The sequence below is a fragment of the Pseudonocardia parietis genome, assembly GCF_017876315.1.
Lineage (GTDB): Bacteria > Actinomycetota > Actinomycetes > Mycobacteriales > Pseudonocardiaceae > Pseudonocardia > Pseudonocardia parietis.
Genome location: NZ_JAGINU010000001.1, coordinates 3,872,387 through 3,886,464, shown reverse-complemented (window position 1 = coordinate 3,886,464; position 14,078 = coordinate 3,872,387). Strand labels below are relative to the sequence as shown.

Genomic DNA, 14,078 nt, shown 5'->3' with positions numbered 1-14,078 from the left:
GTCCCGACCGTATCGGCGCCGCCGCCACGGCGTCGGTACCCGACCATGATCACCGTCTCGGGAGTGTGGGGTGCGTACCCCGAACGCTGTACTCCCAGAACGCGGATCTTGGACGACCTGGACCCGCGGCGGCCGCAGCGGGATCATCGACGACGACAGCACGAACGGCCTCGGGGGAAGGACCAGCGTGAGCAGCCCACCGCCGTACCCGGGGCAGCCGGGTGACCAGCAGGACCCGAACCAGCCCGGGCATCCGAACCAGCAGGGATACCCGGACCAGCAGGGCTACCCCGGGCAGCAGGCGTACCCGGAGCAGAGCACCCGACAGTTCGGGCAGCAGCCCTACGGCGGGCAGCAGGGCCACGAGCAGCCCTGGTACGAGCAGCACGGCCGCGCGTACGGCGGCTACCCCGACCGGCCGCCGGCGTACGGCCCGGGCGGCTACCCGGACCGACCCGCGTACGACCCGCGCGGCTACCCCGCCTACGGCACCGGCGGACCGCCACCCCGCCCACCGCGCAACGGCGTCGGGATCACCGCACTGGTCCTCGGCATCATCGCCATCCTCACCTTCTGGCTGCTGATCGGCGGGCTCCTCGGCGTCCTCGCGGTCGCCCTCGGCATCATCGGCGTGGTCCGCGCCGCGAAGGGCGTCGCGACCAACCGGGGCGTCGCGATCGGCGGTCTGGTGCTCGGCGTGCTGAGCGTGCTCGGCACGATCGCGGTGGTCCTCATCGCCTGGAGCTTCTTCTCCGCCGTCGGCGGACCCGAGTTCTACGACTGCCTGCAGCGGTCCGTGGGCGACCAGAGCGCGATGGAGCAGTGCCAGTCCGAGTTCGAGGACCGGTTGCAGCAGGAGAGCGACCGGCTCGGCGGCGGCTGAGCGACCGGCTCCCGCAACGGACGGGCCGGCCTCCCCGGATGGGGTCGCGCCGCCGGGTGCAGCGATCATGAGCGGGTGACCGACGAGGAGCGCACCGCGAGCGACGACCGCAGCCACGCCCGGATCGAGCGGGCCCTGGTGATCGCGGCCCATCCCGACGACATCGACTTCTCCTGCAGCGGCACGGTCGCCGTCTGGGCCGACGCCGGCGTCGCCGTCACCTACTGCCTGGTGACCGACGGCGATGCCGGCGGGTTCGACCCGGCGGTCCCGCGCTCGGAGATCGCCGGGATCCGGCAGACCGAGCAGCGCCGGGCCGCGGCCGAGGTCGGTGTCGAGGACCTCGTGTTCCTCGGGTACCCGGACGGGCGCCTGATGGTCACCCTGGAGCTGCGCCGTGACCTGGCCCGGGTGATCCGGCAGGTGCGCCCGGACCGTGTCCTCGTGCACCAGCCGGTCCGCGACCTCGCCAGCATGTACGGCAGCCATCCCGACCACATCGCCGCCGGTGAGGCCGCGCTGTGCGCGGTCTACCCCGACGCCCGCAACCCGTACGCGTTCCCGGAGCTGGTCGAGGAGGGTTTCGAGGCGCACACCGCGGGCGAGGTCTGGGTGATCGGTGCCGCCACCGAGCACGACCCCACCTCGGCACGCCACGTCGACATCACCGGCACGTTCGACCGCAAGATCGCGGCGCTGCGGGCACACGAGAGCCAGACCGCCCACATGACCGATCTCGAGGACATGATCGGGCGCTGGGCCGGATCACAGGCGAGGCAGGCGGGGTTCCCGTCCGGCACGCTGGTCGAGTCCTTCCGGGCGCTCGACACCCGCTGAGTGCGAAGCACGAGGACCCGCTTCTCCACAGGCGCGACGAGGAGTAGAGTTAGCCGTACCGAACTCGGGTGTTCGGGAGATGTACGGCAGATGTCGTCCCTGAGGTGGTCACCATGTTCCGCGCCGCCCCGCCGCAGCGTCCGGTCTCCGCTCGCACGGTCGCGTTGACCGGCCTGCTGATGGTGCTGCTCGCCGCCGCCACGATCGTCTCGGTGGCCACCGCTCCGGCCGGCGTCACCCTGCTGCTCGCCGCCGCCGCCTTCTCGGTCCGCCCGCTGGTCGTGCTGCACCACCGCCGGGCCGTCGCCGGCCGCGTCGCCGTCACCCCCCGCTGAGCCGCACCGCGAGCTCCGCCCGGGACCGGACGCCGACCTTGGTGTAGATCCGGGTCAGGTGGTACTGGATCGTCTTGATCGACACCTGTAGCTCCGCCGCGGTCTCCCGGTTGGTCCGGCCCTGCGTCACCAGGTCGGCGACCGCGCGTTCCTGCGGGGTCAGCTCGGTCGCCGTCCGGTCCCCGCGGGCTCCCGCGTGCACCCCGCCCGCCTTGAGCTCCCGGTCGCAGCGGCGGACGTAGACGGTCGCGCCGAGCCCCGCGAACATCTCCCGGGCCGCGGAGAGCACCGCGTCGGCGTCGCGCCGTTTCCCGGCCCGGCGCAGGGTCTGGCCGAACGCGAACCGCACCCGGGCCCGGTCGTAGCGGTGCGGGAGCCGGTCGGCCACCCGCAGCGCCTGCTCGAACGCCGACCGGGCGGCCTCGTGGTCGCCGCGGGCGCCGAGCAGCCTGCCGCGGGCGTACCCGAGCCGGGCGATCGAGGACCGGTGCCCGCGCCGGGCCGCCAGCCGCTCGTGCGGGTCGAGGAACTCCTCGGCGGCATCGAGCTCGCCGGTCATCACGAGCGCATTGGCGTACACGTCGGTCCACGGCCACCAGCCCGGCTCGGCGGTGCTCCCGCCGGCCGTCCGCAGCGGCTCGAGGGCCCGCAGCGCCGCCGGGTAGTCGGCCCGGGCCTCGGCCACGTGCGCGCGGGCCAGCAGCGCCGGGACCCGTGCGACCTCGTACTCCGACCCACCCGCCTCCGCGGCGAGCGCCGCGCGCTCGGCGAGCTCCGGCTCGTCCCGCAGCGCGTGCACCTGTGCGGCGGTCCACTCCAGCAGTGGCGCCACCAGTGCCATCCCGCTGCGCGCGGCCAGCGAGCGGCCCTGCTCGGCGGCGCGCAGCGCGCCGTCCCAGTCACCGGCGAGGAACCGGGTGCGTGTCAGCCACGCCAGTGCCCACAGCGAGATCCGCGCGGAGCCGCCGAGCACCGTGGTCGGGACGGCGCTCTCCAGGTCGGTCCGGGCCCGGTCGAGATCGTCCTGCAGCAGGTGCAGCCAGCCGCGGCCCATCGTGACCCGCTGGACCTGGGCCCCGCGCCGGACCTGCTCGGACACCGCCACGTACGCGGCCCTGGCCTGCTCCGGATGGCCGGCCGCGGACAGCCCGAGACCCCGGATCGCCGCGGCCTCGACCCCGGGCGGGGTGTCCGCACCGGCCAGCGCGATCGTGCGGTCCGCCCAGGTCACGAGCTCGTCGCCGCGCCCACGGGCCAGGGCGTGCAGCACGTAGCGCTGCGCGACCAGCGCCGCCGATGCCCGGTCGGTCTCGCCCGCCCCGGCCTGTTCCCACGCGCTGCCCAGCCGGGCCGCCGCCTCGCCCGCCTGGCCGAGCAGCACGGCGAGATACCCGAGCACGGCGCCGCGCAGCGGTGTCTCCCGGGTGGCCTCGACGACCGGGACGAGGGCCTCGGCCGACCGGCACTCCCCCGCCCCGACGAGCGCGTCCACCGCCCGGACCAGTCGTTCCTCGCGCAGCCGCCGGTCGCTGGTGAGCCGGGACGCCTCGGTCAGCAGCGTGGCGACCGTGCTCCACGCACCACCGGCGGCCTCCTCGGCGGCCCGGTTGTCGATCTCGGCCGCGAGCGCGTCGTCCCGGCCGGCCACGGCGCCGGCCAGCAGCGTCAGCCGCCGCGTGGGGTCGTCGACGACCTCGCCGGCGCGGCGGCGCAGCACGGCGACGACGTCCGGGCCGAGCTCGTCGAGCACGGCCGCACGCACCATCGGGTCGGCCGGGACGGCGGCGGGGCCCCAGCGGCTGCCGGCCCGCGCGACGAGCCCGGACCGCGCGGCCTCGGCCAGCGCCGCGAGCACTCGATCCGGTTCCCCGGTCACCGCTCCGATCTCGTCCGCCTCACCGGGCCGGTCCAGGACCGCGACCACGTCGAGCAGCGCCCGGGCCGGGCCGGACAGCGCGGCCCGCCGGTGCACGACCGACGCGGCGACCTCGGGCGGCGCCGGCAGCCGGGCGTGCGGATCCGCCCACACCTCGCCGGGCAGCTCGTCGAGCAGGGCCAGGACATGACGCGGGCTGCCCGCCGTGTGCCGGGCGAGGCGTTCCGCGGCCGCTGCGCCGAGCGTGATGCCGCGGGCGGCGGCGACGGCCGCGACGGCGCGGGAGTCGAGCGGGCGCAGCGCGATCGTGGTCGCGACGACCCCGCGGAGCAGGTCCGCGACGCCGGGGGCACCGTCGGCGGGGCGGGCGGTCAGCACGACCGTCAGCGCGAGCGCCGGGTGGTGGTGGACGAGTGTGGAGAGCACCTGCAACGACCACGGGTCGGCGTCGTGGGCGTCGTCGACGAGCAGCAGCGTCCGCGCGCCGGGGGCGCAGGCGGCCGCGACTGCGCCGGCCGCGGCGAACGCGTCGTCCTGCGGGATCGCGACCCCCGGGACGAGCTGGGCCAGCACCCCGCCCGCCCGGTCCGCCTCCCAGGACGCCCCGCGGGCCCGGTGCACCGGTCCGTCGTACCCGGCGGCGACGGCGTCGACGAGCGCGGACACCCCGATCCCCGGCGGTCCGGTGACCAGCCCCGAACGCGGGCCGGTGCCGCTCAGCAGGGCGCGCAGCCGCACCACCTCGTCCGCCCGCCCGGCGAGCCCGGCGGCCCGCACGTCGGCGGGGTCGTCACCCACACCCGGCACCGTACCCGGCGCCGTGCCACCCCGGCGGGAGCCGCGTCCCTGCCCGACAGGGCGACCGAGCCGACAGAGGAGCACCCCCGGGGCATCGTGTGCCCCGGGGGTGCCTCTCGTTCCGGACCTCGGCCGGGTCAGCCTTGGTCGCCGCCGGCGACCGGGAGGACGGTGCCGGTGATGTAGGAGGCCTCCGGTGAGGCCAGGAACGTGATCGCCGCGGCCTGCTCGTCGAGCGTCCCGTACCGCTTGAGCAGCGAGGACTCGGTCGTCTGCTCGACGACCGTGGCGTACCAGTCCTGCTCCTGCGCCGAGTCCGGTGCCGGCCCGCGGGCGATCCGCCGTGGCGGTGCCTCGGTGCCACCGGGTGCGGTGGCCAGTACCCGGACCCCGTCCGGGGCGAGCTCCATCGCCAGCGCCGAGGTGATCGCGTTGACGCCGCCCTTGGCCGCCGCGTACGGGACCCGGTTGAGCCCGCGGGTGGCGACCGAGGAGACGTTGAGGATCGTCCCCGACCCCCGTTCGACCATGTGCGGCGCGACGGCGCGGCAGCACCACAGCGTCGGCATGAGCGACCGGTCGATCTCGGCACGGATCTGTTCGGGCGGGTAGTGCGCGAAGGGCTTCGCCCAGATCGTGCCGCCGACGGTGTGGATCGCGACGTCGATCCGGCCGTAGCGCTCCAGTGCCGCGGCGACGACCGACTCGGCGCCGTCCCAGTGCTCCAGGTCGGCGGTCACGGCCTCGGCCGCCAGGTCGTCGGCGACCCCCTTGACCTGGTCGGACCGGTCGGCGAGCAGTAGCCTGCCGCCCTCGGCCCCGATCCGGCGGGCGACCGCCTCACCGATCCCCTGGGCCGCCCCGGTGACCAGCACGACCAGGCCGTCGAACCGGCCGGGGGTGACGAACCGGGGCCGCCGCGTCCGGACCGCGTCGTTCATGGCCCGGCGCATGGTGGCCTTGGCGTTCTCCGCGTGCGAGCTGATCAGCTCCCGGGCCCGCCCGCGGTCACCCGCCTCGATCGCGTCGACGATGTCGAGGTGGTCCTGCGCGCAGTCCGGGTGACACCAGACCGCCGTGCGCAGCGTCTCCTCCATCGCCCCCTTGACCCCGAGCGCCTGGTAGGCGCGCAGCAGGTGGGCGTTGCCGGTACGGGTGAACAGGTAGTCGTGGAACGCGGCGTTGGTCTCGGTGTAGGCCTCCGCGTCGGTGAACCGCTGGGCCTCGCGGTCCACGTAGGGCACGGTCGCCTCGGCGAGCAGCCGGTAGCCCGCGATGTCCCGCGACGACAGCTTGCCGAGCACCAGCTCCAGCGCACCGAGCTCCAGCGCGTGCCGGGCGTCGAAGATCGCGTCCGAGGAGTGGATGTCCGGGTGCTCCTCGCCGATCTCGTAGCCGTCGTCGGACACCGTGGCGGCCGGCGGAGCGATCAGCGGGTCGATGTCCGAGTGCGGCAGGACCGGCATGGACTGGACCGCGCGGGCGCCCTCGGGCGCGACGAGCAGGTCGTCGGACTCGTCCAGGTCCGACACCGGGGCGTCGCTGAACGGCTCCCACACCCGCCGGCCGAGGATCCCGCGCTCCGGATCGCTCCCGCCGACCGACGACGGGTCGCCGGCGGCGTGCAGCGGTTCCGGGTCGCCGAACCGGGTCAGCGGCTGCCCGAGGACCGCGCGGCCCTCACGACCGCCCAGGGTGAGCAGGTCGTCCGCGTCCGGCACGTCCGCGACACGGGCGGCGGCAGGCTGCGGGACCTGTGGTGCCTGCGGCGCCTCGGTCTGCTCGTCGACGGACTCCGAGGAGATCTGCGGGGTCACGGCGCCCGGCTCGGGCTCCGCCCCCTCCCCCGGGTCGCCGGCGCCCGCACCGGTGTCCGGCACCGCGGCGAGGGCGAACTTCTCGTAGTAGAAGCCGCTCGGGTCGAGCTCGCGCCGGCGCAGGTCACCGCGCACGGCCTCGACCATCGCCGGCGGCCCGCACAGGTACACCGCGCCCGTGCCGTCGTGCAGGTGCTCCGCCCCGAACAGCGACGTCACGTAGCCCTGGTTCGGTGCCGACGTCGCGGGATCGGCGACACAGTAGTCCCAGCTCAGGCCGATCTCGCCGGCCAGCTCGCGCACGGTCTCCAGCTCGACGACGTCGTCGTCGGTGCTCGCGCCGTACACCAGGTGTGCCGGGCGCCCGCTGCCCTGGGCACGCAGCGTCCGCATGATCGACAGGATCGGTGCGAGCCCGGTCCCGCCGGCCAGCAGCAGCAGCGGGTTGTCCGACTCGCGCAGGAAGAAGCTGCCGTGCGGGCCGGTGAACGTCACCTCGTCGCCGACCCCGGCCCGGCCGTCCAGCCACTCGGACATGGCCCCGCCCGGGGTGAGTTTGATCAGGAAACTCAGCTCGTCGTCGTCCGGGGCGGAGGAGAACGAGTACGACCGGGTGAGGTCCGTCCCCGGGACGGCGATGTTGACGTACTGCCCGGGCAGGAACGCCAGCTTGTCGCGCTCGTCGATCTCCACGGCGAGGCGCACCGTCGTCGGCGAGAGCCGGTCGAGCCCGGTGACCCGGCCGCGGTGGGTGGCGGCGGCGGTCTTCGCGACCGCCGAGGTCGTCGGGATCTGCACGACCATGTCCGATCGCGGCTTCGCCTGGCAGGCGAGCAGGTACCCCTCCGCCGCCTCGTCGTCGGACAGGGCGTCCTCGATGTAGGAACCGCCCTCGTAGTCGCCGGACTCGCAGAACGCCTTGCAGGTACCGCAGGCGCCGTCCGAGCAGTCGACGGGGATGTTGATCCGGGACCGGTAGGACGCGTCGGCGACCGACTGGTCCTCCCGGCAGTTGACGAAGCGGGTGACGCCGTCCTCGAAGGCCAGCGCCACCTTGTGCGTGGCCGTCGACGCAGCCACCGTGTGCGTGGCGGTCGATGCAGCCACCGTGTGTGCGGCAGGCGACGCTGCCATGGCCGGCCTCCTCAGAAGTGGTAGATGTCGACCACGTGATGGATGTAGTCGTTCTTGAGCACGACGATCTTGCGCCGGATCAGCGGCGACTCGCCGGAGAAGTCGATCGTGTAGAACGACGTGCCGTAGTACGGGTCGATCGTCTTGTACCGGAAGTACATGGTGTGCCAGTTGAACCGGACGTCGACCAGGTCGCCGCGGCGCTCGATGACCTCGACGTTGGAGATGTTGTGACTGGTCCGCGGCTCGGGCAGCGACGTCGCGGACGACCGCTCGGTGCGGATCCGGAACACCCGGTCCTGTAGCCCGCCCTTGTTGCCGTAGTAGATCAGCGAGATCTCGCGCTGCGGGTCCTCGGTGAGCCGGTCGGTGTCGTCCCACGCCGGCATCCAGTAGACGACGTCGTCGGCGTAGCACTCGAGCCACTTCTCGAACTCGCGGTCGTCGAGATAGCGGGCCTCGCGGTAGAGGAACTGCTCGATCAGGTTCTGGGTGATCAGCGTGGACGAACGCTGCTCGGTGCTGGTCACGCGCCTGCCTCCTCCTTCTCGATGGCGGCCCGCATCACGTCGCGCCAGTAGCCGTGCTGGACCGGGTAGAGGCCCTCGTCCTCGTTCTTGAGGCCTGCGGAGATGACGTCGTCCATGTCGAGGGCCTTCGCGACCTCGTCGGGACCGGTCAGCCAGTGCTTCGCGCCGCGGGACATGTCGTTCCACGGGGCGGCGGTGGCCTCGAAGGTGAGCTGGCAGGCCCGGAACTCCTCGAGGTCGTCCGGGGTGGCCATGCCCGAGGCGTTGAAGAAGTCCTCGTACTGGCGGATCCGGTGCGCCCGGGCGGCGTCGCTCTCCCCCTTGGGCGCGATGCAGTGGATCGTCACCTCGGTCTTGTTCGGCGCGATCGGCCGGAAGTGCCGGATCTGGGTGGAGAACTGGTCCATCAGGTAGACGTTCGGGTAGAGGCACAGGTTCCGCGAGCCCTTGACCATGAACTCGCCCTTGGCCTCGCCGAACTGCTCCTTGAGCGAGTCCAGCTCGCTCCAGAGCGGGCGGTCCTGCGGGTTCGCCGCCCAGGTCCACAGGCAGAGGTGGCCGTTGGGGTAGGACCAGTAGCCGCCACCGCTCTTGCCCCAGCCGCCCGCGTCGAGCGCCTTCGTGTCGTTCTTCGACTCGCCGGAGCCGCGCCGCGACGTCGTCGCCGCGTAGTTCCAGTGCAGCGAGGAGACGTGGTAGCCGTCGGCGCCGTTCTCGGCCTGCACCTTCCAGTTGCCGTCGTAGGTGTAGGTCGAGGAGCCGCGCAGCACCTCCAGGCCCTCCGGCGACTGGTCGACGAGCATGTCGATGACCTTGGTCGTGTCACCGAGGTGCTCGGACAGGCTCAGCACGTCCGGGTTGAGCGATCCGAACAGGAAGCCGCGGTACTCGTCGAACCGGGCGACCTTCGTCAGGTCGTGCGAGCCGTCCTTGGCGAAGTTGTCCGGGTAGCCGGCGCCGTCCGGGTCCTTCACCTTCAGCAGCGTCCCGTCGTTGCGGAACGTCCAGCCGTGGAACGGGCAGGTGAGGGTCATCCGGTTGTCGGTCTTGCGGCGGCACAGCATCGACCCGCGGTGCGCACACGCGTTGATCATGCAGTGCAGCTCGCCCTGCTTGTCACGGGTGATCATCACCGGCTGCCGGCCGATGTAGGTGGTGATGTAGTCGCCGGGGTTCGGGAGCTGGCTGGTGTGGGCCAGGTAGACCCAGTTGCCCTCGAAGATGTGCTTCATCTCGAGCTCGAAGAGCTCCTCGTCGGTGAAGATCCGGCGGTTGGCGCGGTAGACGCCCGCCTCCGGGTCATCCACGACGGCGGCGTCCAGCACGCGGCGAACATGCGCGGAGTGTGCGACGGCGGTCATCGACGTCCTCCTGATAGGGGTCCGGGAATGTGCTCCACGCTGCACCTCCCGGGGTGCCGGGCGCCCCGGGCAGGTACCCAGTCCTGACCCAGGGTGGTTCCAGATGCCGAACGTCTTGATTCGGCTGTACTCGGTCTTTGTGCCTCTGAGCCGCCCGGGATTACGATTCATCTCATCTCGCCGGACGGTCACGAGGAGGTGTCACGAATGGATCTACGCCAGTTGCGCTACTTCGTCGCCGTGGCCGAGACCCGGCACTTCGGGCGCGCCGCCGAACGGCTGCACATGGCCCAGTCCCCGCTGTCCCAGGCCATCCGCCAGCTGGAGAACCAGGTCGGTGCGACGCTGTTCGAGCGCACCACCCGCCGGGTCGACCTGAGCCCCGCCGGCGCGTCGCTGCTCGAGGACGCCTACCGGATCCTCGCCTCGATCGACGACGCCCGCCGGCGGGTCGAGCGGGTCGCGGCCGGCGCCGACGGCGTCGTCACCGTGGGGGCCACCGACCTGGCCGCCTACCAGCTGCTCCCCCGGCTCGCCCGGGTGGTCGCCCGCCGGATGCCGGCACTGACCCTGCGGTTCCGGGCCGGCCTGCTCACCGCGGCCCAGGAGGACGCGCTCGACAAGCGCCGGATCGACCTCGCCGTGCTCCGGCCACCGGTGGTGCGCCCCGACGTGTCCACCCGCACGGTCGTGCGGGAACGCCTGGTCGCGGCGCTGCCCGCCGGGCACCGGCTGGCCGCGCGGGACACGGTGTCGCTCACCGAGCTGCGTGGCGACGACTTCGTCGCCTACGGCGCCGACGGGTCGGTCGTCGACTCGGTCGCCACCCAGGGCTGCCTGGGCGCCGGCTTCCTGCCGCGCCGCCGCGCCGAGGCGCACGCCACCCCGATCCTGCTCACCCACGTCGCCGCCGGTGAGGGTGTCGCGCTGCTGCCCGAGTCGGTGCGCGCGCTCGGCACCGAGGGCGTCGTCTACACCGAGCTGGAGGAGGAGCTGCGGGTCGACCTCGCCCTGGCATGGCGCACCGACGACCGCTCACCCGCACTCGTCCGGCTGCTCGACACCCTCGCCGACCACGCCCGCGAGCTCGACACCTCGCGCGGCACCCGCGGAGCGAGCACCGACACCGCCCCGGCCACCGTCTCCGCAACCCCTGGAGGACCGCAGTGAAGATCGTCGCGATCGAGGCGATCCCGTTCGCCGTCCCGTACCGCAAGCCGATGCGCTTCGCCAGCGGCGAGGTGCACACCGCCGACCACGTGCTGGTCCGCGTGCACGCCGAGGACGGCGTCGTCGGCATCGCGGAGGCCCCGCCCCGCCCCTACACCTACGGCGAGACGCAGGCCTCGATCCGCGCGGTGATCGACACCGTGTTCGCCCCGGAGCTCATCGGGCTGTCCGTGTTCGACCGGGAGAAGATCCACGCGGTGCTGGACCGCACGATCGCCAACCCGGCCGCGAAGGCCGCGCTCGACATGGCCGTCTGGGACGTGGTCGGGCGCAGGCTCGGCGTGCCGGTCACCGAGCTGCTCGGCGGCTGGACCGACCGGATGCGGGTGGCCCACATGGTCGGCTTCGCGCCGGACGACGTGATGGTCGCCGAGGCGCAGCGGATGCGCGACGAGCACGGCGTCACCACCTTCAAGGTGAAGGTGGGCCGGCACCCCGTCTCACTGGACACCCGGGCCTGCCGGGCGCTGCGCGAGGCGCTCGGCCCGGACGTCGAGCTCTACGTGGACGGCAACCGCGGCTGGAACACGGCCGAGGCCGCGCGGGCGCTCGACGAGATGGCCGACCTCGGGCTCACCATGTCCGAGGAGCTCATCCCCGCCGACCAGGTGCTCGGGCGGCGCTGGCTGACCGGCCGCACCTCGATCCCGACGGTCGCCGACGAGTCGGCCACCCGGCCCGGCGAGGTGACCCGGGAGCTGCTCGACGGCGCCGCGACGATGGTCAGCATCAAGACCGCCCGCACCGGGTTCACCAGCTCGCAGCGGGTGCTGCACCTCTGCGAGGGCCTCGGTGCCGAGGTCGTGATGGGCAACCAGATCGACGGCCAGCTCGGCACCGCCTGCAGCGTCGCCTTCGGCGCCGCCCACCGGCATACCAGCACCCGCGCCGGGGAACTCTCGAACTTCCTGGACATGGCCGACGACCTGCTCGCCGAGCCGCTCCAGATCACCGGCGGGGAGCTGCGCGTACCCGCCGGGCCCGGGATCGGTGTCGCCATCGACCCCGACAAGCTCGCGCACTACCGCACCGACGGCTGACGCAGGACACACCACCGGAGAGAAGGACCATGACCAGCGAGACCGCCACCGCAGCCGGCTCCGGCCGGAACGCCACCGAGACCTTCCAGAAGAAGGCACGCGACGCCGCAGGCACGGTCGACACCGCGCGCGTCGACGCCGTCGCCCGCGACGCCCTGTCCGCCCTGCACGACGTCATCCGCCGCCACCGGCTCACCTACGCCGAGTACGACGCGCTCAAGGCGTGGCTGATCCGCGTGGGTCAGGACGGCGAGTGGCCGCTGTTCCTGGACGTGTTCATCGAGCACGTCGTCGAGGACGTGGCCAACGCCGACCGCAAGGGCGCCGTGGGCAGCATCGAGGGCCCCTACTACGTGTCGGGCGGCCCGGAGTTCACCGGCGAGGGCACCCTGCCGATGCGCGACGACGAGGCCGGCACCCCGTTCCTGTTCCAGGGCACCGTGACCGACCTCGACGGCACGCCGATCGACGGGGCCGTGGTCGACTTCTGGCAGGCCGACGACGCCGGCTACTACTCCCAGTTCGCCCCGGGCATCCCGGAGTGGAACCTGCGCGGGGTCTGCCGGACCGCCGCGGACGGCACCTTCAAGATCCACACGATCAAGCCGGCGCCGTACATGATCCCGCACGACGGCGCCACCGGCGCCCTGATCGAGGCGGCCGGCTGGCACCCGTGGCGGCCCGCGCACCTGCACCTGAAGGTCTCCGCGCCGGGCAAGCAGCTGATCACCAGCCAGCTCTACTTCGAGGGTGGCGAGTACGTCGGCGACGACGTCGCCCAGGCGGTCAAGCCGGACCTGGTCCTGCACCCGGTCCCGGCCGAGTCCGGCACGGGCGAGCAGGTCACCTACGACTTCGCGCTGGACCCGGCCTGATGACGGAGCGTTTCGCCGTCCGGATGGTGGTCGACCTGCCGGCGGACATGGACTCCGACGTCAAGGCCGACCTGCTCGCCCGGGAGAAGGCGTTCTCCCAGGAGTGGCAGCGCTCCGGGGAGTGGGTGAGCATCTGGCGCTGCGTGGGCGAGTACGCCAACCTGTCGATCTTCGAGGTGCGGGACAACGCGCAGCTGCACGAGATCCTCTCGGGCCTGCCGCTGTTCCCGTACATGAGCATGCAGGTCACGCCGCTCACGACGCACCCGTCGGACATCAAGGCCTGATCCGCGACATCTCCCGGCCGGGCCGTTCCGCGACCATCGCGGGGCGGCCCGGTCGTCGTCGTCGGGCCGGGTCCCCCGGGGTGTCAGCCGCCGTCCTCACAGACCAGACCGAACAGGATCGCGGCGTCCGAGCCGCCGGCACAGCCGGACGACACCCCGGCCCGCTCCACCCGGGCGGGGGCTCCCCCGGCCGGCGCCGGGGACACCGCCAGCAGCAGTGCGGCGCCGGCGAGCAGGACCGCGACCAGCGCTCCGCCCAGCACGAAGGCTCCCGAGCCCGCGTCGTCGTCCTCACGCATCGGCGTCCCCTTTCCCCGTTGCGGTGACATACTCCCATGGGGAGTACTCCCTTGGGGAGTATGGAAGGGTTCCGATCATGTCCCGAGGGCAGACGCCGACGACGACGTCGTACGCGACGCTGGGCCTGCTGGCGGTCCAGCCGTGGAGCACCTACGAGCTCACGAACCAGATCCGGCGCAGCCTCGCGCGGTTCTGGCCGCGTGCGAGCAGCAAGCTGTACGAGGAGCCGCGCAAGCTCGTCGCGCTCGGCTACGCGAGCGCCGAGACCCACTACCAGGGCCGGCGCCGGCGCACCGTCTACTCGATCACCCCCGAGGGGCGGCACGCGCTCGGCGCGTGGCTGGGCACCACGAGCGCGCCGCCGGCGATGGAGTCCGAGCAGCTGCTGCGGGTCTTCCTCGCCGACCAGGGCACCCGCGACGACCTGCTGGCGACCATCGCGGCGACCAGGGCGTGGGCCCGCGAGCAGGCGGTCCTCGACGCCGCGATCGCCCGCGAGCACCTGGCCGGGGGGCCGTTCCCGGAGCGCCTGGCCGTCAACACCCTGGTCGGCCGCTACCTGTCGGAGGTCTCGGAGGCCACCGAGCGGTGGGCCGACTGGGCCAGCGAGGTCGTCGGAGCCTGGCCCGAGGAGATGACCGAGCTGCCCGTCGACGCCGACGCGCTGCAGCTGATCGCCGACCGCGATCCCGGCGGCCGCGGCTGAGCACGGTCGCTTCCGCCGTGCGGGACCGCCGTTGAGTTACGCCGTGCGGCTGCCTAACGTCACCGCCGA

13 protein-coding genes are annotated in these 14,078 nt (G+C 73.2%); 8 read left to right on the top strand and 5 right to left on the bottom strand.

The window, feature by feature from the left end:
* Positions 1 to 187 precede the first annotated feature (187 nt).
* From JOF36_RS18435 to JOF36_RS18425, 3 genes are all read left to right on the top strand, one after another.
* Positions 188 to 883 carry a DUF4190 domain-containing protein gene (locus tag JOF36_RS18435; protein WP_210028235.1) on the top strand — a complete coding sequence of 232 codons (696 nt, stop codon included), beginning with the start codon at positions 188 to 190 and terminating at the stop codon, positions 881 to 883.
* Positions 884 to 958: 75 nt separating this feature from the next.
* Positions 959 to 1,720: a PIG-L deacetylase family protein gene (locus JOF36_RS18430; RefSeq protein WP_307862451.1), complete on the top strand. Its 762-nt coding sequence runs from the start codon at positions 959 to 961 to the stop codon at positions 1,718 to 1,720.
* A 113-nt stretch (positions 1,721 to 1,833) separates the two neighbouring features.
* Complete coding sequence (locus tag JOF36_RS18425; RefSeq protein WP_210028233.1) at positions 1,834 to 2,055, top strand: hypothetical protein; 222 nt, start codon at positions 1,834 to 1,836, stop codon at positions 2,053 to 2,055.
* On the opposite strand, the gene JOF36_RS18420 is transcribed toward JOF36_RS18425, so the two are convergent.
* The 4 genes from JOF36_RS18420 to benA all read right to left on the bottom strand — a co-directional run bounded on the left by JOF36_RS18420 (position 2,042) and on the right by benA (position 9,571).
* Positions 2,042 to 4,729 carry a helix-turn-helix transcriptional regulator gene (locus JOF36_RS18420; protein WP_307862450.1) on the bottom strand — a complete coding sequence of 896 codons (2,688 nt, stop codon included), beginning with the start codon at positions 4,727 to 4,729 and terminating at the stop codon, positions 2,042 to 2,044. The genes JOF36_RS18425 and JOF36_RS18420 overlap by 14 nt on opposite strands.
* A 137-nt stretch (positions 4,730 to 4,866) precedes the next feature.
* The gene (gene benC / locus JOF36_RS18415; protein ID WP_210028232.1) at positions 4,867 to 7,680 is read right to left on the bottom strand and encodes a benzoate 1,2-dioxygenase electron transfer component BenC; all 2,814 of its coding nucleotides are present in this window, start codon (positions 7,678 to 7,680) and stop codon (positions 4,867 to 4,869) included.
* A gap of 11 nt (positions 7,681 to 7,691) precedes the next feature.
* Positions 7,692 to 8,210: a benzoate 1,2-dioxygenase small subunit gene (gene benB / locus JOF36_RS18410; protein ID WP_210028231.1), complete on the bottom strand. Its 519-nt coding sequence runs from the start codon at positions 8,208 to 8,210 to the stop codon at positions 7,692 to 7,694.
* Positions 8,207 to 9,571, bottom strand: coding sequence for a benzoate 1,2-dioxygenase large subunit (gene benA / locus JOF36_RS18405; protein ID WP_210028230.1), 1,365 nt, complete (start codon positions 9,569 to 9,571; stop codon positions 8,207 to 8,209). Before benA ends, benB begins: the two co-directional genes overlap by 4 nt.
* A gap of 207 nt (positions 9,572 to 9,778) precedes the next feature.
* On the opposite strand from benA, the gene JOF36_RS18400 reads away from it, so the two are divergent.
* The 4 genes from JOF36_RS18400 to JOF36_RS18385 are packed head-to-tail and all read left to right on the top strand — an operon-like array spanning position 9,779 to position 13,003.
* Positions 9,779 to 10,741, top strand: coding sequence for a LysR substrate-binding domain-containing protein (locus tag JOF36_RS18400; RefSeq protein WP_245350897.1), 963 nt, complete (start codon positions 9,779 to 9,781; stop codon positions 10,739 to 10,741).
* Positions 10,738 to 11,841 (top strand): mandelate racemase/muconate lactonizing enzyme family protein, encoded by a 1,104-nt coding sequence (locus JOF36_RS18395; RefSeq protein WP_210028229.1) that lies wholly within the window; start codon positions 10,738 to 10,740, stop codon positions 11,839 to 11,841. Before JOF36_RS18400 ends, JOF36_RS18395 begins: the two co-directional genes overlap by 4 nt.
* Positions 11,842 to 11,870: 29 nt before the next feature.
* Positions 11,871 to 12,716 (top strand): catechol 1,2-dioxygenase, encoded by an 846-nt coding sequence (catA, locus tag JOF36_RS18390; protein ID WP_210028228.1) that lies wholly within the window; start codon positions 11,871 to 11,873, stop codon positions 12,714 to 12,716.
* Positions 12,716 to 13,003 carry a muconolactone Delta-isomerase family protein gene (locus tag JOF36_RS18385; protein ID WP_245350896.1) on the top strand — a complete coding sequence of 96 codons (288 nt, stop codon included), beginning with the start codon at positions 12,716 to 12,718 and terminating at the stop codon, positions 13,001 to 13,003. Before catA ends, JOF36_RS18385 begins: the two co-directional genes overlap by 1 nt.
* Before the next feature lie 83 nt (positions 13,004 to 13,086).
* Here the strand turns inward: JOF36_RS18385 and JOF36_RS18380 are convergent, their stop codons facing one another.
* The gene (locus tag JOF36_RS18380; protein ID WP_210028226.1) at positions 13,087 to 13,302 is read right to left on the bottom strand and encodes a hypothetical protein; all 216 of its coding nucleotides are present in this window, start codon (positions 13,300 to 13,302) and stop codon (positions 13,087 to 13,089) included.
* Between the two features lie 77 nt (positions 13,303 to 13,379).
* Here JOF36_RS18380 and JOF36_RS18375 point away from each other — a divergent pair, with 77 nt between their 5' ends.
* Entirely contained in the window at positions 13,380 to 14,009 is a 630-nt protein-coding gene (locus JOF36_RS18375; protein ID WP_210028224.1) for a PadR family transcriptional regulator, read from the top strand.
* Positions 14,010 to 14,078 lie beyond the last annotated feature (69 nt).